At 51.5% G+C, this 18545-nt stretch carries 22 protein-coding genes and 1 pseudogene; all 23 read right to left on the bottom strand.

What is annotated here, in order from left to right:
• Nucleotides 1-125: 125 nt before the first annotated feature.
• The 23 genes and pseudogenes from HNP82_RS16485 to HNP82_RS16375 all read right to left on the bottom strand — a co-directional run bounded on the left by HNP82_RS16485 (nucleotide 126) and on the right by HNP82_RS16375 (nucleotide 18525).
• The gene (locus HNP82_RS16485) at nucleotides 126-674 is read right to left on the bottom strand and encodes a transposase (RefSeq protein WP_243164828.1); all 549 of its coding nucleotides are present in this window, start codon (nucleotides 672-674) and stop codon (nucleotides 126-128) included.
• Nucleotides 675-921: 247 nt separating this feature from the next.
• A complete protein-coding gene (locus HNP82_RS16480) occupies nucleotides 922-1356 on the bottom strand; it encodes a hypothetical protein (protein WP_183776480.1) in 435 nt (144 codons plus the stop codon).
• Nucleotides 1349-2392: a PDDEXK nuclease domain-containing protein gene (locus HNP82_RS16475; RefSeq protein WP_183776478.1), complete on the bottom strand. Its 1044-nt coding sequence runs from the start codon at nucleotides 2390-2392 to the stop codon at nucleotides 1349-1351. Before HNP82_RS16475 ends, HNP82_RS16480 begins: the two co-directional genes overlap by 8 nt.
• Before the next feature lie 235 nt (nucleotides 2393-2627).
• Entirely contained in the window at nucleotides 2628-2939 is a 312-nt protein-coding gene (locus HNP82_RS16470; protein ID WP_183776476.1) for a CD1845 family protein, read from the bottom strand.
• On the bottom strand, nucleotides 2936-3241 hold the full coding sequence (locus tag HNP82_RS16465; RefSeq protein ID WP_087384196.1) for a hypothetical protein: 306 nt from the start codon (nucleotides 3239-3241) through the stop codon (nucleotides 2936-2938). Before HNP82_RS16465 ends, HNP82_RS16470 begins: the two co-directional genes overlap by 4 nt.
• Before the next feature lie 142 nt (nucleotides 3242-3383).
• Nucleotides 3384-3728, bottom strand: coding sequence for a plasmid mobilization protein (locus HNP82_RS16460; RefSeq protein ID WP_183776474.1), 345 nt, complete (start codon nucleotides 3726-3728; stop codon nucleotides 3384-3386).
• Nucleotides 3725-4408, bottom strand: coding sequence for a DUF3849 domain-containing protein (locus HNP82_RS16455; RefSeq protein WP_243164826.1), 684 nt, complete (start codon nucleotides 4406-4408; stop codon nucleotides 3725-3727). The genes HNP82_RS16460 and HNP82_RS16455 overlap by 4 nt, the downstream gene beginning before the upstream one ends.
• A 304-nt stretch (nucleotides 4409-4712) precedes the next feature.
• Nucleotides 4713-4925, bottom strand: coding sequence for a helix-turn-helix domain-containing protein (locus HNP82_RS16450; protein ID WP_183776472.1), 213 nt, complete (start codon nucleotides 4923-4925; stop codon nucleotides 4713-4715).
• A complete protein-coding gene (locus HNP82_RS16445) occupies nucleotides 4918-5340 on the bottom strand; it encodes an RNA polymerase sigma factor (protein ID WP_183776470.1) in 423 nt (140 codons plus the stop codon). The genes HNP82_RS16450 and HNP82_RS16445 overlap by 8 nt, the downstream gene beginning before the upstream one ends.
• A 66-nt stretch (nucleotides 5341-5406) precedes the next feature.
• Nucleotides 5407-6810, bottom strand: coding sequence for an MATE family efflux transporter (locus tag HNP82_RS16440; RefSeq protein ID WP_183776468.1), 1404 nt, complete (start codon nucleotides 6808-6810; stop codon nucleotides 5407-5409).
• A gap of 22 nt (nucleotides 6811-6832) precedes the next feature.
• A complete protein-coding gene (locus HNP82_RS16435; protein WP_015573791.1) occupies nucleotides 6833-8170 on the bottom strand; it encodes an MATE family efflux transporter in 1338 nt (445 codons plus the stop codon).
• 59 nt (nucleotides 8171-8229) lie between these two features.
• Nucleotides 8230-8751, bottom strand: coding sequence for a nitroreductase (locus HNP82_RS16430; RefSeq protein WP_183776467.1), 522 nt, complete (start codon nucleotides 8749-8751; stop codon nucleotides 8230-8232).
• A gap of 213 nt (nucleotides 8752-8964) precedes the next feature.
• The gene (locus tag HNP82_RS16425; protein WP_076944450.1) at nucleotides 8965-9105 is read right to left on the bottom strand and encodes a Maff2 family mobile element protein; all 141 of its coding nucleotides are present in this window, start codon (nucleotides 9103-9105) and stop codon (nucleotides 8965-8967) included.
• 215 nt (nucleotides 9106-9320) lie between these two features.
• Nucleotides 9321-9757, bottom strand: a pseudogene (locus tag HNP82_RS16420) (TraM recognition domain-containing protein); the annotation flags it as partial.
• 185 nt (nucleotides 9758-9942) lie between these two features.
• Nucleotides 9943-10251: a cation-transporting P-type ATPase gene (locus HNP82_RS16415; RefSeq protein ID WP_183776466.1), complete on the bottom strand. Its 309-nt coding sequence runs from the start codon at nucleotides 10249-10251 to the stop codon at nucleotides 9943-9945.
• Between the two features lie 9 nt (nucleotides 10252-10260).
• Complete coding sequence (locus HNP82_RS16410) at nucleotides 10261-11232, bottom strand: alpha/beta hydrolase (RefSeq protein ID WP_183776465.1); 972 nt, start codon at nucleotides 11230-11232, stop codon at nucleotides 10261-10263.
• A gap of 126 nt (nucleotides 11233-11358) precedes the next feature.
• A complete protein-coding gene (locus HNP82_RS16405) occupies nucleotides 11359-13287 on the bottom strand; it encodes an efflux RND transporter permease subunit (protein ID WP_183776464.1) in 1929 nt (642 codons plus the stop codon).
• Between the two features lie 6 nt (nucleotides 13288-13293).
• Nucleotides 13294-13902: an HdeD family acid-resistance protein gene (locus HNP82_RS16400; protein ID WP_330599684.1), complete on the bottom strand. Its 609-nt coding sequence runs from the start codon at nucleotides 13900-13902 to the stop codon at nucleotides 13294-13296.
• A 169-nt stretch (nucleotides 13903-14071) separates the two neighbouring features.
• On the bottom strand, nucleotides 14072-14674 hold the full coding sequence (locus HNP82_RS16395) for a GTP pyrophosphokinase (protein ID WP_330599683.1): 603 nt from the start codon (nucleotides 14672-14674) through the stop codon (nucleotides 14072-14074).
• A gap of 191 nt (nucleotides 14675-14865) precedes the next feature.
• Nucleotides 14866-15030 carry a methionine adenosyltransferase domain-containing protein gene (locus HNP82_RS18850; protein ID WP_408609668.1) on the bottom strand — a complete coding sequence of 55 codons (165 nt, stop codon included), beginning with the start codon at nucleotides 15028-15030 and terminating at the stop codon, nucleotides 14866-14868.
• Between the two features lie 47 nt (nucleotides 15031-15077).
• Complete coding sequence (locus tag HNP82_RS16385) at nucleotides 15078-15323, bottom strand: S-adenosylmethionine synthetase N-terminal domain-containing protein (protein ID WP_183776462.1); 246 nt, start codon at nucleotides 15321-15323, stop codon at nucleotides 15078-15080.
• The gene (locus HNP82_RS16380; RefSeq protein WP_183776460.1) at nucleotides 15320-16690 is read right to left on the bottom strand and encodes a radical SAM protein; all 1371 of its coding nucleotides are present in this window, start codon (nucleotides 16688-16690) and stop codon (nucleotides 15320-15322) included. Before HNP82_RS16380 ends, HNP82_RS16385 begins: the two co-directional genes overlap by 4 nt.
• A 56-nt stretch (nucleotides 16691-16746) precedes the next feature.
• On the bottom strand, nucleotides 16747-18525 hold the full coding sequence (locus tag HNP82_RS16375) for an oleate hydratase (RefSeq protein WP_183776459.1): 1779 nt from the start codon (nucleotides 18523-18525) through the stop codon (nucleotides 16747-16749).
• Nucleotides 18526-18545: the final 20 nt, after the last annotated feature.

Below are 18545 nucleotides of genomic sequence, written 5' to 3'. Positions count from 1 at the left end.
AGAAATCTGCTTTTAGATGCTGATTTCTGCTTGGATGCCCATCACATCAGGGCCTCTTGGCTGTCAAGAGCATATGCCGCTTCCGCGGTGCCCAGCACTCTTGACTGGCAAGGGCACATGATGTATTAAGCCGCCTTCTGCATACGAATGTTCCCCGTCATCATCCCCCAGATAAAACATGCCAGTTCCCTCGCAATCGCTGCTACAGCCACATTCCTCTTTTTCCCATGCCGGATAAATTTATAATACCGGCTCCTTAAACGCGTGTTTGCCTTGTCTGCGTATGCGATCACTTCTGCTGGATTTCCACACTGTCTCTGCCTCAGATCCTTGGATTTATGACCCACTGCACCTTTACATATCCCTCCTGACGCTTCGATCAGAAGAAGTCTCAGATGACGGTTGCCCGCTTTCGTGATTCCCAGACGGTTGATATTATCGCTGCTGGATTTTTCGCCCGGCGCAAGGCCAAGGTACGCTGCATATATATTCCCTTTCGCGAACCGTTCAAAATCCCCCGTCTCCACAATCAGTGACAATGCCGTATGCGTCTTGATCCCTAGGAAACAGTTCAGCTTCTTTACTTTTTCCTGATACCTTTCCTGAGACGCCAGTTCCTCTATACGCTTGTCAAAACGCTCGATCTTTGCGGTCTGCTCGTCATAGGTTGCCATGTACTCATCCAGTGTCTCCCTGTATAATGCAGACACCTCCAACGGCTTCAGCCATTTCAGATGCGCAATCGTCCATTTCGTTTTCTCATAGTCGATGATGTCGCTGATGGCCTTGCCGACCGTGCGGCCCTTGCCGGCGTGCAACGGCATGATACGGGTGGTGGCCATGTGGGTGCCCTCCTTCCTCAAAAATTAAGATAGCAACAGGCAAAAGAAAAAGGACGGCTCTGTAAAAGCTGTCCTTGTTTCATTGAACTTGGTCTATATTCGATTGCTGCTGCGTTTTCAGTTCTGCAATCCGCTTGCTGTCTACAAAGTGGGTCGCATACCACTTTTCAACTTCCGGGTTACCGCTTTTGCTGAACCGCAGCGGGATAACCGGCTTATGCCCCTGGCCGGTTTTCTTCTTCACGCCCCATCGCTTGTAGTAACAGAAAGAAGGCTTTAAGCCAGTTTTCTGCGCGTACACCCGCATCTGGTGCATGATGAAAGACAGCTTTCGCAAATTGACCGTGCAGACCCGTTCCAGGTAATCTACCTTGCCGAACCGCCAATCCTCATACTTTTGCTTTGGCAGGACGCCAATGTCCATCAACACATCTACCGGGGCGGCGTAACCTCGCCGCTGGCATTGGTGGTAGACCGACGAATGAACTTTCCCAATCAGCTCTTTCTCATTCATGGGCAGAACCATCATTTTTCTCATGCCAGTTTTTCAAGACAGCTTCCACCTGGGCGATCAGCTGCTCCTTGTCCGGCATATAGAGAACATAGCGGGATGCAAAAATGTTGTTGGAAAGACCGCCCAACGCATATTCCGCCGCCACACTATCTTTCTCGGTGCAGAGAATGATGCCGATAGGCGGGTTGTCATCGGGGTCGTTGACTTCGGCGGCATAGTAGTTCAGATACATATTGAGCTGTCCGGCAGCTTCCGGCGTCAGTTTTGTGGTTTTCAGCTCAATCAAAACATACGCCCGCAAGATTTTGTTGTAGAACACCATGTCCACATAATAGTGGGTATTGTTTAATGTAACCCGCTGCTGTGTTCCCACAAACATAAAACCGCGCCCCAGCTCCAGCAGGAACTTTTCGATCTGCGCTACCAGAGCCTTCTCCAAGTCGCTTTCCAACATGGGCTTGTTTTCCGGCACACCCAAAAATTCAAATACATACGGATCGCGGATAATGTCGGCTGGCTGGTTGATCTCAATTCCTTTCTGCGCCAGAGAAAGGACCTTTTCTTTATTGGCGTCTCCGTTGGACAGCAGCAGGCGCTCATAAAGGGAGCTGTCGATCTGACGCTTCAGTTCGCGGACAGACCAGTTGGAATTGACAGCCTCCTTTTCGTAAAAGCTGCGTTTATTTGCATCAGAAATGCTTAAAAGTTCGCAATAGTGGGACCAGGACAATTTGCCAGACACTGTCTGGCATTTTTCATACGCCAGATAAAAGGCCCTCATATTTTGGAGATTTGACCGTGAGAAGCCTTTTCCCAATTCCTGCGTCAGCTCCTTTGCCAACTCCTTCAATGTCTGCTTGCCGTATTCGGCCCGGAGCTGGTTTTGCTGCTCGTATTCCACAATCGCACGGCCAATCTGCCAGTAAGTGGACAAAAGTTGGGTGTTGACCTGTTGTGCCACAGTGGTTCTTGCGTTTTTCACCAGCTCCCGGATTTCCTGGACCAACGGATTGTTCGGCGTCAGTTGGTTCGCCATAGAATCCCTCCTTATTTCATCGGCATACCATGCTGCCGGTTTGCTCTTATTTATCAGTATATCCTATTTCTCGCGGAAAGTAAAACGCCAAAAACACGAGGCAACGTCTTACTTGCTTTGCGCCGTCACAATAGAGCCAAACTTTCCTTTCGCACTAATCTGATCTACAAAATTAGCACAAAAGTAAAGTCAAAAATTGCCGGGACTTCACTCCCGGCAATTCTTCATTTCCTGTTCAGCCATACACCGCGTACTGGATCGCATACCGCAGGTCCTGCACCTTGCCCACCAGCCAGGCGGCAGCCATCGGCAGGCCCAGCGGGCTGACCAGGAAAGCAATCACCAACAGGATCACGCCGTTTTGCGGCGAGTAGGTCACCAGCACCGCGACCCCCAGCAGCGCCACCACCGTGGAGGCCAAGCCGAAGATGAAGCTGGACACATACAGCAGGCCGAAGCATACCCATGTGAACAGGGCCAGCGCCAGCACCAATGGCGCGGCAAGGATTTTCAGCCCCAGTTTCAAGATAAACCATACCGCTTTCATTTCAGCGCCCCCTTCCGCCAGTCCAGGTAGGGCTGGCACAGCTTCTCCACGGCTTTTTCATCGGCCTCTGTAACCTCCCGGCGGCCTTTCGTCCGGCGGAGCAATTCAAAGTCCTGGTAATCCGTGAGCAGCAGGTCAAACAGTTCCTCCGGGGTCTGGCAGAGGATGCCGTCCACGCAGTAGCGGGAATCCTTGTTCCAGGTCAATCGGACATAGCCGCGTTTGCACGGAAGGACTTCTTCCTCCGGGTCACGCAGCAGATACTCTTGAAACAACTCCAAGATATTTTCAAATGTCAACATCAGCCTTCACCTCCGTTTCTGATGATATTATCGCTTGTGGTTTGTAAAAGTGCAACGATACGGGCAAAGAAAAAAAGAGGGAGGCCCGGCGCAGCCGCACGCACACGCCGGACCTCCCTCAAAGCCGGGGCGTATGCCCCTGTCACGACAGCTTTGCCAGCTGGGTCAATATCCGATGCACCCCATCCCACAAAGCCTCCTGCCTCCGGGATATATCCTCCAGGTCAGCGTCATAAATGCGCCCTGTTTCATGCACGCGGCGGGCCAGCTGGTTCAGGTTGTTGCTGGAATAGCGCATCAGAGACACCATCTCCTTCAGCTCCGGCAGTTCCAGACGCACCACATAGCCGTCCAGGGCCATCTTGCGCAGATAGGCTTCCCGGTTCTTTGTCCCCAGCTGGGCCATCTTCTGCTCGATCAGCGCCAGTTCCTCCGGCGAGACCCGGAAGTTCAGCTGCACCTCCCGTTTGCGCTTGGGGGCGCTCACCGCTCCGGCTCCTTTTTCTTACGAACGGGCGCTTTCTTTTCAGCGGAACACGGCTCCTGCTTCAGCTGGCGGCGGACCGAAGGGCGGCGCTGGCGCAGCTCTTTGGAACGATCCTCGCTGGCCAGAATGGTGACATAGGTGCCGGGCAGGTCCTTCATGCCGGTGATCGCCAGGCTGCGGAACGGCAGCAGCGCCATCAGCCGGTCATGGGCCTGGGTGCCTGCGCGGGCCAGAAAGTCCGGCGAGACGCGGGCCATGTAATGGGTGCCGTGGGGGCTGTTGGGCGTATCCGGCGCACGAAGTTCCTGCAACAGCCGGGCGGCCTCAGTGTGAATCTCATCCGGCGTCAGCGGTTGGAGACGCAGATAATCCTGCCGCGCCTGGCTCAAAAACAGATCGACCAGGCCGGAGTGGCTGTCCACCACGAAGTCCAGGTTGCGGTCTCCGCCGAAGCCGTCCGGGTTGGGCGGGATGTCCACGGTCTTGGCCCACGCCTTATTGGCCGGGCTGAACCGACCGTCCCAATCTTTTTGTTGTACCGTGTTTGCCAGCACATAGAGGGTGCGGGTGTAACCGAACTGCTCGATCACCTGGGGCACCGCGTCTCTCTCCAGCCGGTTGTCCCGGTAATGTTTCGAAATGGACGCCTCGATGGCCTCCTTTCTGGTTTTCCCGTACATAGAACGGACAGGACAGGGCTTGCGGCCCGCTGTGGGCGGTCTTTTTTCCTTTCGCCAAAGATACTTTTGAAAGGCTACCAGCTACCCGCTGGACGGGGATTTTTCAAAATTTCTCTTTGCCCTCTACCACGGACAATAATCAAGAATGCCAAACGCCGGGGCAAAAATTTCTCCCTCACTTACTACTCCAACTTGAAAGGGTCAAAATGGCCGAAAACAGAACCGGTCAAACAAAAAAAGCAGCAAATCTTTTTCAAGACTTACTGCTTTCGCTGGCCGCCAGTAGGCGGCAGGTATTCAGTTTTTATGGCTCGTCCGGCGGATAGTCAAACCGGAACTTGAATTGGCAGTCAATTAGTCGCTGTTTCACATAGTCCTCCACCTCGGCATTGACCTGTCCGTTCACTTTGGAGAAATAGCGGATATATCCGGCGTAGTGGCGCAGGACGGCGTTCACGGCTTCCGGGTCGCCCTCATGGGCTTTGACGATTGTTTCATAAGGGAGCAACTTACTCATACCGGCACGCCTCCATTTCCTCGCGCAGCCGCCGCAAGGCAAGCTGGATATGCCGCCCCGCTGTGCTGCGCGTCCGGCCGATATGTGCGCCGATCACTCGCTGCGGCTGGCGCAGGAAGTAGTAGCGCAAAATCACTTCCTGTGTCTGCTTTGGCTGGGCGGAGAGCGCGGCGGCAAGATCGGCGTTACAGAGCAGGACGGTCTGGCCGCAGACGGTAAAGGGGTATTCCTCGTCCGGCTCCGGCCCGGCAAACTGGACAAACTTCTCGTCCATCAGATAGTCAAGGGAAATTTGCCGCTCCCATTTCCGGCGAAGCTGCAAAATCTTATCGCGGGCAGCATAGCGGATTACTGCCTTACAAAAGGCGTTGTGCTTGCGCTGGATGTACTCCTGATAGGCTTCAAAGTCGGTCATGGAAATTCCCCCTCTCTGAATAATAGTGCGGGGCGGCAGCACTCCTTGCTGTCGCCCCTTGATTGCCTATCTGCAAAGGCGGGCGGGGCTGTCAACGGCGGCGCGTATGCGCTGTTCATCTTGACCGTTGACTGGCTCGGCTGGCCTTGCTATTGCCTTGCGGTAAACACAAATGGAAATGATCGCAGTAATCACCTCCGTGATCCAAAACGCATTCCAGACGCCAACCGCTCCGAAAAGTCTGCTGAGTAAAAACGCAGTCGGGATAATAACTACTACATACCGGCAAAGGGAAATCAGTAAAGAAGGGGTGCCTTTTCCAAGTCCCTCCAATGCGCCGGAAGAGGTAACAGAAACCGCCGAGACGATAAAACCGGCACCGATGATACGCAGGGCCGTTTCCCCGGCCCGAATCGTCGCCTCTGTGTGGGTAAACAGCCCTATCAGCTGGCCGGGGATCAGCAGACATATCGCGGTTCCAAGCACCATAATGATACCACTCATGCACAAAACGATCTGATAAATCTGGCTGACCCGTTTGTGCTCCCCTGCACCGTAGTTATAGCCGATCAGGGGGCGCATCCCCTGCACAATGCCATTCGCCGGAAGATAGATGAAGGTCTGCAATTTGTAATAGATCCCCAAAACCAGAATATACACTTCGGAATAGGCAGCTAAAATCCCATTGAGCGCCGAAATCAAAAGAGACGGAAGTGCAAGATTCAGGGTTGCGGGAATGCCGATAGAATACAGCTTGATGACCATCTTTTTGCTGGGCAAAATGTACTGCCTGCGGATATGCACGCGAATTGGCCGCAAAAGATAGACTACAAGGTAAATCGCCAGTGTCAGAGCCTGTCCGATGCCGGTTGCCAGCGCAGCGCCTTCAATTCCCATTTCCGGGAATGGGCCATAGCCAAAAATCAGAACGGGGTCTAAGACGATGTTTGTGATGCACCCGCACATCAGGCTGATCATGGTTGTCTTCATGTTTCCTACTGCCTGGAACAGTTTCTCAAACGCCATGCTGACGGTAACAATGAGCGTAAAGGCGAACGCAACGATAGAATAGCGGACGCCAAGTTCAATGACCGCTTCGGATGAAGTGAACATCCGCAGGAAAACCGGCATGATGGCGATACAGCAGACTGTCATAACAACGCCATGAATCACGGCAAGCACAAGTCCCTGCGTGGCGGCCTGATCCGTTTTTTCATGATCCCCCGCGCCCAGATAGAAGGCGATCACTGCATTGATCCCAACGCCAAATCCAATTCCGGCAGCATTGATAAAATTTTGAACCGGGTAAACCAACGATAATGCCGTCATAGCCTCCTCGCTGATCTGCGCGACGAAAAAACTGTCCACAATGTTGTAGAGGGAATTGACCAGCATGGATAACACCATAGGCAGGGACATGGATAAAATCAGCGGTAATACCGGCTTTTCTTTCATGAAAGTATCGTTCATAATTCCTCCTTCGCAGAATACGTTATGATTTTTTACGGTGATACCAGGCCATCATTATGAGAGCAACAAGCAAGGTGCCAGTTTCCGCGACAGGGAATGCAAGCCAGATTCCGTTCAGATGGAACAATTTGTCCAGACACCATAAGGATGGAACAAGGAAAAGCAGTTGCCTGCATAATTGAATTGCCATGCTGGAACCTACTTTTTCTGTGGCCTGAAAATAGGTGGAAATCATAGTAGAAAGACCGCAAAACAGATAGCTTGTCGCCATAATCCGCATAGCGGATATTCCAAAGGAGCGCATGGCTTCCGATGCCGTAAACAATCCCAAAATCTGCGCCGGAAAAAGGATGACAGCCAACGTCCCCAGTATCATCATGCCGGTGACCAAAGCAGTTCCGTATCGGAAAGCGGAATGCAGCCGTTCGCTGCTCCCTGCGCCGTAGTTAAACCGCATGACTGGCAAACAACCCTGGATTAAGCCATTTACCGTCATAACAATCAACTGCTGCACCTTAAAATATGCACCGAAGAATGCAATCGCCGTATCAGAATACGCCACCAGAAACAGATTGACGAACGTCACCATAAACGAACTGAGGGCGTTCATAATAAAAGATGGCAGGCCAAAGGCAAAAATACGGCGGATCATCTGTTTCTGCAAGTGAAAGCCTTTGATTTTTATCTGCACTTTTTGCTTTTTGTCCAGCAGCAAAGCAAACGCCAAAATCATGGACAACAAATAGCCCGCAACAGTAGCCACCGCAGCACCGCGGATTCCCATAGCCGGGAAAATACCAATACCAAAAATCAGGATGGGATCGAATACAAAATTGACCACCACGCCCGCAATCTGAAACCACATGGGAGCAATCATGTTCCCGGTGGCCTGTATCATCTTCTGGATTGCGATATGCACCATATTGGGGATTTGCATGAACGAACATACGCCCATATAGGCAATGCTCAACTGATAGATTTCTTCATTATTGGTGAATGCCCGAAAGTAGGGTTTCATAATCAGGAATGACAGAAGGTTGAGCAAAGCACCTATTCCAAAGGCCAGTAACAATCCGTGTGTGACGGTGGTATTTGCTTCATCCTGCTTTTTCTGTCCAAGATACCCCGCAATCAGTACATTCACGCCGACACCAATCCAGATAGACGCCGCATTCATCAGTGTTGTAATCGGGAATGACAGAGAAACAGCCGTCAGCGCATTCTCACTCAGCCGCGCTACAAACGCGCTGTCTATCAGGTTATAGGAATATTGCAGGAACATGGAGATCAGCGGCGGTATCGACATTTGCCAAATGAGCTTTCCAACGGGCGCAACTGCCATTTTATTACTGGTCTGCATACTTTCCCTCCTCTCCACAAAGTGTCCGGCGCAAAAAAATTGCGCCGGACAGCAGGTTATTAAATCCGAACAATATAGTTTTGTTTGCGTGCTGCGGGCTGACCGGCTTCCTTAGCTGGATAACCCAATGCAATCGCTCCGACGCCACGCAAGGTTTCCGGCAGCTTCCACTCCCGCAGGAGAGCCTTACCGTTTTCACTGTCGAAAATCTCACGTTCCCGATGTACCCATACGGTTCCCAGCCCAAGAGCATGGGCGGCGAGCATCATATTTTCAAGGACGCAGCTTCCATCCTCTACAAAGGTGTTTGCGGAGCCATCTGCCAGAACCAAAATCACGACAGGCGCGCCATAATAAGGGTCTGTATTGTTCCCCATCACTTCTGCGTTTAACCTGGCGATTTCCTGCCGGTATTTGGGGTCTGTGATTGCAATGATGGTAGGGGATTGACGTCCTCCGCCGGTAGGTGCATAAGTCCCGGCTTCCAGTACAGCGTCCAACGCCTCGGAAGGGACAGGTTGCGGTTTGTAAGCCCGTACACTACGGCGCGTCTTGATCAGAGATAAGAAGTTGTTTTCCATAAAAAATCATCCTCCATTCTGTCAACATTTCCGAGATGCAGGCAACAAAAAAAGCCACACAACTATCATAAGACAGTTGTGTGGCAAAAAGATGACCGAATCCGGAAAAGTCCACTCAAATTTTACGTCTATTATTATAGCGAGCTTTCGGGAGACTGTCAAGTATCAATCTTTACGGAATTGTGGAGGCTGTCTGTTGCTTTTTGTGTTACTTTATGGCACATGAGCATTGGCACCGGGGTTGTCGTTGCCGTAACCTTCCAGCAGGTTGATGACGCCCCACACGCCGAGACCGGCACCGAGGGCGATAACGAGGGTCTGGAGAACGGTGATTGCCTGATTGAAAAATTCCATAAATAAAGTTGGCCGGAATCATTTGAAAAAGATTGATTAGTCATGGTTCATAGGCATACAAAAGCCGGACCATCCGCCGCCCGGTTTCCGGGCTGGCTGACTCCGGCCTTCCTCCTTTTTTCATTATTTTGTAGAGATCGTCCGCTTTGTACGCCGATGGCCCCTTCGGGGCGGTGGTGGCGGGTAGATACGATCACTCCTTTCACAGCGGAACATCATTCGCCAGCTGCGGCGTCGATCTCATACACGTCGCAGACCTGGTTGGGTTTGAGCTTCAGCCGGGCCTTGAGGTAGCCTTCGATGTCAAAGGCGTTCTTCGGGTCGGCGTCAGCGGTGTACTTGTAGTTGGGGTGCTGGGTGATGTCGTACTTGTCCGACAGGAAAGGCCGCACCCCGCGCAGCTGGAGGATGCACTTGCCGCCGTCCATGACGGTCAGCTCATCCTGGCTCATCAGCGCCTTCCCCAATTTTTGATAGTTGAGCGAGTGGGAAGTCTCCCGCCCACGCTTTCGCCGGTGTTGTAGGTGTCGATGGTCTCCTTACCCAGCACGGCCTCCAGCTCCTTGAGCGTGGTCGGCTCCTTGCCGCCCAGGAAAATGGAGGAATCCATGTTGCCGATGATGGTGTCGGCGTTGTCCTTGTAGATGGCCTTCTATCAGCTTTCTTTCCCTTTCCGTGAGTGTATCAAGCGCTTTATACAGCCACTCAATAGAAATCCTGCGTAACACCATGTCCTCAACACTCTCGTGTCGGTCTGCGAACTGCTCTACATTATCATCCATGAGCCTGTCCAAAGAGTCCTCCCTGCTGGGAATGACCTGCTTGATCTGTCCGTTCTCATCCATAAGGAAGGATACCGATAAACAGGTTGGCAATGACTACCGGCAGGAAGGTCAGACTGCGAAAAGAGCCTGCCGCAACAACCAGAATCGCGAGTATGGCAAAAATCAGGTTGAAGTAAGTGAGCAGATTGCCTTTTATGATCTGCCCCACGGTTTTCGACTCTTCCGTAACCATTTCGTTCGTCCAGCCACTATCGATCCGTTCCTGCACCTGTTCTTGAGACAGACCGCTGGAAATATCTGCCTGATAGCGCTGAGCGGCTTCCCGATTCATTTGCTGCGCAGCAGCTTTCTCTTTCTTCATAGGGCAATATCAATCATACTGCCGCCAGAAATCCAGTCCGGCAGCTTCATAGCCTTCCTTGTCCATGAAGTAGCTCATACCATGATCCGCGCCAGGTACAATAAACAGCTTCTTGGGGGATGCACAGGCAGCATAGTTCTCATAGGTCATTTCCAGTGGAACGAAATGGTCATCGGCTCCATGTACCAACATGACGGGAATGCGGCAGTGGCGCAGCGCGTCAACGGTAGACTCGTATGCAGCGTCCGACTGGGTTTTCCGTTCATACAGCGTATCTGCCAGAATGCCGCGAAGCCGGAAGGGAATGTGCAGATTGTTATTGGCAACATGCTTCCAAATGGCGTGGGGCGAAGTAAAGCCGCAGTCCGCCATAATTCCGTGGACATTTTCCGGCAGATCCAGCCCTGCCGCCATCAAAACCGTGGTTGCACCCATGGATACGCCGCAAAGGTAAATGGGGAGTTCCGTGCCGCATCGCTTACTGACCCAGTGAATCCAGTCCAGGCAGTCATAGCGTTCGATTGGGCCAAAGCCAATGAAATCACCGCCGCTATTTCCCTGACCCCGCTGTTCTGCATACAGGACGCTGCATCCATTTCTCTCCCAGAAATTGGACACCATCCCAAAGTCTTTGTACCACGCAGAGCGCCAGCCGTGCATGGCAATGATGACTCGCTTCGCATTCTCACAGGGAATCCAGTGCCCTACCAGAGGCACCCCATCATGACCGGTGATCTCCACCGTTTCATTTTCTTTCTGCGCCAGCTTTTCAGCCGCTTTTCGCAATTCCTCCTGAAACGCATTGCCGGATTGGGTGCCGGAAATCAGATTGCCCGCTTTTTGAAATACCCTGGGTTCGTCCCGATCCAAAGCCTCTCTGGTCAGAAGCCGTGTTGTCAGATAGGCGGTGGCAGATGCTACTGCCGTTGCAGCAATGGCAATTCCCGATAATTTCATTACTTTTCTTGTTTCGATTTTCATAGGGGAGTGTTCCTTTCTCTTTATGATAAAAAGCCTTTGGTAGGAGTGTTTCAGAAAGAAATTTCCAACACTCATATATTCCTTTCGGAAGTGATACTCCGTATAAAAGGAATAGTTTCGCTTCTTTTATCTGGCAATGTAAAGTGCGACACCAAAGGTCGCAGCAAACAGGCCCATGCCGGATATAATGATGGACGGAATGGACGCGGTAAGCGCCGTCCACACGGCCTGTTTCTTCTGCGCGCCAGCGACTCGCTCGGCTTTATAGCGGGTGGTCGTCAGGATTGCGTAATCCACGGTCGCGCCAAGCTGGATGGTGCTGATACAGATCGGCGCGATGAACGGCAGACTCTGTCCTAAATAATGGGGCAATCCCAGGTTGATAAAGATAGCAAACTCAATGACCGCAATCAGAATAAACGGAAGGAAGACGCTCTTTTCCACCAGGGCAATAATGAGGAAGATGGCAAGAATCGATACCGCGTTGACAACCTTAAAGTCATGGGCAGTGGTTTCGATCATGTCTTTCATACACGGAGCTTCTCCAATCAGCATACCGCCCTCGTCATATCTCTTGAGAATGGCGTTCAGCTGTGTAATCTGCTCGTTTACTTCGTCACTGGCAACTTTATATTCCGAGTTGATGAGCATCAGTTCCCATTTGTCGCTTTTCAAAATCTCCACAACGGAATTCGGCAGGATTTCCTCCGGCACACGGGAGCCGACCACTGACTCCAAACCCAGAACATATTTGACACCGTCCACCTGTTCCATCTCGCCGATCATCTTGCGGACATTCTTCGTGGGAACATCCGTGTCAATCAGCAGCATGTGGGTAGAGGCGATGTTGAAATCCTCCGCAAGCTTACTGTTGGCGATGACATATTCCATATCTTCGGGCAGGCACTGGCCCATATCGTAATAAACTTCATCGTTGGTTTTGCTGTATCCGTAATAGGCAGGCGGAACCAGCAAAGCGAAGATGACCAGAATCACGGGAAACACCTTGACAATGCCTTTTGCGAATTTGCCCATGTTGGGAATCAATGCCTTGTGCTTTGTTTTCTGTAAGGGCTTATCCAGAATCAGGATCAGGGCCGGCAGAACAGTCACACAGCCAATGACGCCCAGCAGGACGCCCTTTGCCATGACAATGCCCAAATCCCGGCCCATGGTAAAGGACATGAAGCACAGGGAAATAAATCCTGCCACAGTGGTAATGGAACTGCCAACTACGCTGGTCAGCATTTTCTGGATAGCCACTGCCATGGCTTCCTTGTTATCGCTGTAATTTACCCGCTGCTCGTTGTAACTCTCCCATAGGAAGATGGAGTAGTCCATAGTGACGGCCAACTGCAAAACAGCGGACAGGGCCCTGGTAATATAGGAAATCTCGCCCATAAAAATATTGGATCCAAGATTCAGAAGGATCATCATACCAATGGAAGCTAAGAACACAAAGGGCACCAGCCAGCTATCCAGGAACAGCAGCATAGCCCCGCAGGCCAGAGCCACGGCAATGCCCACATAGATCGGCTCTTCCTGTTCGCAGAGGTCCTTCAGATCGGTGACCAGCGCAGACATTCCGGAAACATAGCACTGCTTTCCGCAGAGGGCGCGGATCTCCCGGATCGCATCCATGGTAATATCCGCGGAGGTGGAGCTGTCAAAGAACACGGCCATCATTGTGGAATGGTCGGTATTGAATTCCGTGTAGATTTTATCCGGCAGCAGCTCCATGGGGACGGAAAGGTCAAACAGGGTGTCATACCAGATCACGGTATCCACATGATCGACCTGCTCAATTTTTGCCTTCAGAGCAGCTACATCCTTGTTCGGCATATCCTCCACGATAATGAAGGAAAAAGCGCCCTTCCCAAAATCCTCCATGAGTTCATTCTGCCCGATGATGGTACCCATATCCTCCGGCAAGTAATTCAGCATGTCATAATTGATTCTGGTATTTGCAATGCCAATCACTGCCGGAATCATCAGCAAAACGGTTAGAATTAAGATCGGTATGCGGTATTTTACAACCGCCTTTGAAAAACACATAGATGATTACATATCCTCTCTGTTAGGGTCTATCTGGCAATATTCGGCATCGATGACCTCCGGCAGCTGGTGACGAATGATCTTAACGGCGGTCAGAATGGTGATCAGATTTAGCACACCTTCGGTTATGAGCGTCACCCCCAGCAAGATCATCACGACCTGGGCGCTTTCCGATGGGCGTAAGACCAGCAGGAAACCGGCAGCCCCTGTCAGAATTGCCACAGCGAGAATCAGCCACCACTTTGGAATGCCAAAGGCTTTGGAATCAATGGAAATCTGTATTTTGAGGAGCGCGTCTGCCAGAACACAGATGCCCATAACAATGCAGATAAGATTAACCATTGCATCTGTACGGATGATCAGAATGACGCCAAGTGCCACGAGCAGAATGCCAAAGGCCAGATCAAATTGAAATGCCAGCCTGTATAAGTCTTTGGAACAATAGCCGACGATCTTTACCAGGCCGAATAGAACCATGATTCCTCCGCCGAGCCTGCATAGCAGCGTCACCGAGAAATCAGGCACAGCAATCAGTACAATCCCCAATACACAAAGTAGAATGGAAATCATGATATAGCCAATTTTTGCAGCTTTAATCCGATTGTTCAGATACACAAAAATACCTCCTTGGGTTGTCAATATTCTCATGGTTGCGTGAAGGTCACGTACCTCATAGACAATCTTTTTATATATAAAAAGTGTGATTTCGCATCGTAATTTACTACATGAGCTGACATATCAGCCAACTCTTCCGTCTATACTGCCAATCTGAATGTAGAGCAGACTAAGCATTCATTTGACAAAAAATATCTTGCAGATCGGCATCAATTGCAGACAGCAAATCTGCATCATGTTTCAGACGACATTTAAGGGAATCTGACACATCGTTTTCAGTCTTGTATTTTAGGTGATGCTCTAAACTCGCCCAATAGTCCATAGCAATTGTCCGTATTTGGATCTCAACAGGAATGTGTTCTGTTGTCCCCGCCAAGAAAATGGGAACTGAAACAATTAGGTGGAGACTCCGGTATCCGTTTGGCTTTGGATTAGAAATAAAGTCCTTTTTCTTAAGCAAACGAATGTCATCTTGAGAAAGGAGCAGGTCAGCGACTAGATTTACATCATTTAGGTAATTGCACACGACCCGAACTCCAGCAATATCAAGAATACCCTCACGAAGGGATTGCATTTCTATGGGGTATCCTTTTCGTCTGAGCTTTTCGAGCATACTTCCTGGAGACTTCAGCCTACATTCAATATGGTGGATAGGATTGTGGCAGTGCTCTACTTGGAATCCATCATTAAGAATCTCAAGTTTGGTCCTTACTTGCTTAATTGCAGCATTGTACAACTGACGGATTGCGAGAAACTCTGTCACATCATCCACGAAAGCCTCGTCCTGTAAGAGCGCCAGATTACGCTCACTTGTCGTCATTTGCAGGATTCTTTCAAAGTCCAGAATAAGTCCCCCTTTTCATTTTAAACCGACAGGACTTTGACCCCTCCATAACACAGATAGCCGGACTGCCCAATGAAACCCTTGGGGCAATCCGGCTATTAGGATCTTCTATCACGAAATCAGATGATATCCTGCCAAAGCTGCGGCAAGTTTGTCTGTTCCCAAGGTAATTCCGCAGTATTTGAGCCAAAGTGACCATAGCTTGCAGTGTGTCTGTAAAACGGTGTTCGCAGGGAAAGGCGGTCTATGATAGCAGAGGGGCGCAGGTCAACCGTTTTAAGAATCAGTTCCCGGATCCGGTCTGCCGGGAGCTTTCCCGTACCAAAGGTGTCTAGCCGTGCTTCACATACCCGATATCCCGAACCACCTGCCGGGCAATAGCGGCATAGTCCACACGGGCAGCCGAGGTGATCTCGCCGAAAATGTGGATCCCGTTGGGAATGGCAGTTACTTCGCAGGCTACATGGGAATGGGGATCGTTTTCCAAAAGGGCATCCAAAATGGCATCGGCGATCTGGTCACATACCTTATCCGGGTGTCCCGCTGTGACGCTTTCAGAGGTAAAGAAGGTTGTCATTTTGCCGCTTCTCCCTTTTTCTTCGCACAGCTGCAGCTCCACAACTCGGTGGCGGTGGGGGTCCAGTTCTTTGCGTAAGCCTCGCATTTATCGCACAGGTGATCCACCGTTTCCGGGGATTGCAGGTCTGTGGAATGAGCGCCGGTAGCTTTCACAATTTCCCGCAGCTTTTCCGGATTCTCCAGCATGGGGCAGGGACGCAGATGGTTATCGTTAAAGGGCTGCCCATCGTGATAGGCCATGAAAATGGGGCTGCGCAGCACATCCAGCAGGCTCATGTCCCGGATATTGGCATTGGAATAGTGGATAAACACGCAGGGATCACAGTCACCGTTGGCGTTGATATGCAGATACCGCCGTCCACCGGCAATGCAGCCGCCTACATACTCGCCATCGTTCTGGAAGTCCATGGCGAAGATCGGCTTGGTAGCCCGGATGTCCCGGATCCGGTGATACATGAATTCCCGCTGCTCAGGATTGGGCAGCAGTTCCGGCACTGCGTCATTGCCCACGGGCATGTAGTGGAAGTACCAGACAAACCGAGCACCCCACTGAATCATCTGATCAATAAATTCATAGGAGCTGATAGAATCCAGATTCTGGCTGGTGTAGCAGCAGGACAGGCCGAAGGGCAGATGCTTCTCCTTCAGGATTGCCATTGCCTGAATCACTTTCTGGTAGGTACCGTTGCCCCGGCGGCCATCGGTGGCAGACTCAAAGCCCTCCACGCTGATGGCAGGGATAAAATTCTTCACCCGGAGCATCTCGTTTGCAAAAGCTTCGTCGATCAATGTGGCGTTGGTGAAGGAAAGGAACTGGCAGTCGCTGTGCTTTTCACACAGGGCGATCAGGTCCTTTTTGCGAACCAGAGGCTCACCGCCGGTATATATGTACATATATACGCCCATTTCCTTGCCCTGGGTGATAATGGAATCGATCTCGTCAAAGGTCAGGTTCAGCTTGTTGCCGTATTCCGCGGCCCAGCAGCCGGTGCAGTGCAGGTTGCAGGCAGAGGTAGGGTCAAGCAGAATGGCCCAAGGAATATTGCAGTTATATTTCTTCCGGTATTCCTCCTGCTTTGGCCAACCGATGATATTCGCGTTGAGGAAGAAATTTTCAAAGGTGGCCTTTAGAACCTCCGAATCCGTCTCCTTCAGGATGTTCATAACGAGCTGATACATGTTGTTCTGCGGGTCTTCCAGCACTTGACGAACTGCCGCGCGCTGGACTGGGAAACTGTCTGGGCCATCGCCAGCCAGCTTATCCACCCAGGACATCAGTTTCAGAGCATTTTCTTCCGGATTTTTCTCCAAGTAGCCAAAAGCAGTGCGCAGAGTTGCTTTTTTCAGTTGATTTGTAAATGACATCTTTATCTCTCCATATATAAGGGGGGAGGCAACGCCTCCCCGCAGTGAAGCTTCTATCACTCAATTACATGATATTCTTTCAGCAGCTTTTCGATATCTGTTCCGCGGATCTTCTCCAGCAGCTTCTTGACCACCATTTTCTCCTTGAAACCCAGGTTCATTTCCGTCAGGGGCTTGCCGTCCCGAAGCTGGATGGTGGCGTTCAGCAGATCACGGATGTCGTAGACGCTGCCCCAGACCTCGGGCACACCACGGTCGATGTCCAGCAGGGTGTAGACAGCCTCCATGCCGGTACGCATGGAATACTCGGTGGTGAAGATGGTATCCCGCTTGGTTTCGGCAAACTGACCCAGGAACGCAAAGTTCACAGCACCCTCGGGCACCACATCAGGACGGTCACCGGCGGCACGGGGCATGAAGAAAGCGGTAATATAGGGCATCATCACCGGCACAGTGTTGGCGCTGTGCTCGGCCAGCTCCTCGATCTCCCCCACCGGCACGCCGATGTGGTACAGCCACTCCATACAGATTTCCTTACCGGTGCACTCCCGCATGGGCTTCTTCACGAAGTCGCCGGGTTTGTCGGAGAACAGACCGTAAACCCACACCAGGCACTGATCCTTGGGCTGATTCCGGAACTGGGGCTGACGGTTGATGGTCCAGCTCAGGAGCCAGCCGGAATCCTTCACGGTCACGATGCCGCCGGTAACCACGCCGCCGGTAAAGGGGTCACGCTTGCAGATATTCTTGATATAGGGAATGATCTTCTGATTCAGTGTGGTGACGGTGGCGCTCATCCAGTTGGACTGCTCAGGATCATGGCAGAACTTGTCGGGATGACCGAAGGAAGGATCCTGTGCAGCAATTCTGCGCCACATATCCCAGCCGCCGCCGGGCTTGATTTCGGGGTTGAAGGGTGCCACGGTGTTCTGGGAACCCATGGTGGCGTTCTCCACGCAGCCACCGTTGGTAATGAACACCAGATCGTTTTCCGTCAGGTCAACAAACTGATGTTTGCCCTCAGACAGCAGCTCAATACGCTTTGCCTGCTTTTTACCGGGCTGGATGTCGAACTCCACATTGACCACCTTGGTGTTATAGTGGAACTGGACACCGAAGCCTTCCAGATACTTGACCATGGGCAGAATCATAGATTCGTACTGGTTATAACGGGTGAACCGCAGAGCCTTGAAGTCCGGCAGACCGCCCACATGGTGGATATAGCGCTTGAGATACAGCTTCATTTCCAAAGCGCTGTGCCAGTTCTCAAAGGCAAACATGGTGCGCCAGTAGAGCCAGAAATTGGAGTTCAGCACCTCATCATCGAAGAAATCCGTGATGCGCTTATCGTACAGGTCTTCATCGGGGGTGAAGAACAGCTTCATGATCTCCATTGCAGCCTTGTCGGACAGACCGAACTTGCCGTCGGTGTGGGCATCCTGACCCTGGTTGACGGTTGCCCGGCAGAGGGAGTAGTTGGGGTCTTTCTTATTCAGCCAGTAGTATTCGTCCAGAACACTGACCCCTTCCGTCTCGATGGACGGAATGGAGCGGAACAAATCCCACATGACCTCGAAATGGTTATCCATCTCCCGTCCGCCCCGCATGACATAGCCTACATCGGGGTACTGCCAGCCATCGCATGCACCGCCGGGAATGGGGTCTTTCTCATAGATGTGGATGTTCTGACCCTGCAGCTGTCCGTCACGAACCAGATAGCAGGCGGCAGTCAGAGCCGCAAGGCCGGTGCCGATGATGTGGGCGGATTTGTTTTCTACGCCTTCGGGCTTTCTAGGACGGGCAAAGGCTTCATAGTTACCACTGGAATAATACATATTTTTTTCCTCCTTATTAT

Source organism: Catenibacillus scindens, assembly GCF_014202115.1.
Taxonomy (GTDB): domain Bacteria; phylum Bacillota; class Clostridia; order Lachnospirales; family Lachnospiraceae; genus Catenibacillus; species Catenibacillus scindens.
This window is presented reverse-complemented; position numbering and strand designations above follow the sequence as displayed.

Bases quoted from the DNA above. Each gene is read 5' to 3' on its own strand.
- HNP82_RS16485 (WP_243164828.1), bottom strand. From the start codon at position 674: ATGGCAACCTATGACGAGCAGACCGCAAAGATCGAGCGTTTTGACAAG.
- HNP82_RS16480 (WP_183776480.1), bottom strand. From the start codon at position 1,356: ATGAATGAGAAAGAGCTGATTGGGAAAGTTCATTCGTCGGTCTACCAC.
- HNP82_RS16475 (WP_183776478.1), bottom strand. From the start codon at position 2,392: ATGGCGAACCAACTGACGCCGAACAATCCGTTGGTCCAGGAAATCCGG.
- HNP82_RS16470 (WP_183776476.1), bottom strand. From the start codon at position 2,939: ATGAAAGCGGTATGGTTTATCTTGAAACTGGGGCTGAAAATCCTTGCC.
- HNP82_RS16465 (WP_087384196.1), bottom strand. From the start codon at position 3,241: ATGTTGACATTTGAAAATATCTTGGAGTTGTTTCAAGAGTATCTGCTG.
- HNP82_RS16455 (WP_243164826.1), bottom strand. From the start codon at position 4,408: ATGTACGGGAAAACCAGAAAGGAGGCCATCGAGGCGTCCATTTCGAAA.
- HNP82_RS16450 (WP_183776472.1), bottom strand. From the start codon at position 4,925: ATGAGTAAGTTGCTCCCTTATGAAACAATCGTCAAAGCCCATGAGGGC.
- HNP82_RS16445 (WP_183776470.1), bottom strand. From the start codon at position 5,340: ATGACCGACTTTGAAGCCTATCAGGAGTACATCCAGCGCAAGCACAAC.
- HNP82_RS16440 (WP_183776468.1), bottom strand. From the start codon at position 6,810: ATGAACGATACTTTCATGAAAGAAAAGCCGGTATTACCGCTGATTTTA.
- HNP82_RS16435 (WP_015573791.1), bottom strand. From the start codon at position 8,170: ATGCAGACCAGTAATAAAATGGCAGTTGCGCCCGTTGGAAAGCTCATT.
- HNP82_RS16430 (WP_183776467.1), bottom strand. From the start codon at position 8,751: ATGGAAAACAACTTCTTATCTCTGATCAAGACGCGCCGTAGTGTACGG.
- HNP82_RS16425 (WP_076944450.1), bottom strand. From the start codon at position 9,105: ATGGAATTTTTCAATCAGGCAATCACCGTTCTCCAGACCCTCGTTATC.
- HNP82_RS16415 (WP_183776466.1), bottom strand. From the start codon at position 10,251: ATGAAGAAAGAGAAAGCTGCTGCGCAGCAAATGAATCGGGAAGCCGCT.
- HNP82_RS16410 (WP_183776465.1), bottom strand. From the start codon at position 11,232: ATGAAAATCGAAACAAGAAAAGTAATGAAATTATCGGGAATTGCCATT.
- HNP82_RS16405 (WP_183776464.1), bottom strand. From the start codon at position 13,287: ATGTGTTTTTCAAAGGCGGTTGTAAAATACCGCATACCGATCTTAATT.
- HNP82_RS16385 (WP_183776462.1), bottom strand. From the start codon at position 15,323: ATGACAACCTTCTTTACCTCTGAAAGCGTCACAGCGGGACACCCGGAT.
- HNP82_RS16380 (WP_183776460.1), bottom strand. From the start codon at position 16,690: ATGTCATTTACAAATCAACTGAAAAAAGCAACTCTGCGCACTGCTTTT.
- HNP82_RS16375 (WP_183776459.1), bottom strand. From the start codon at position 18,525: ATGTATTATTCCAGTGGTAACTATGAAGCCTTTGCCCGTCCTAGAAAG.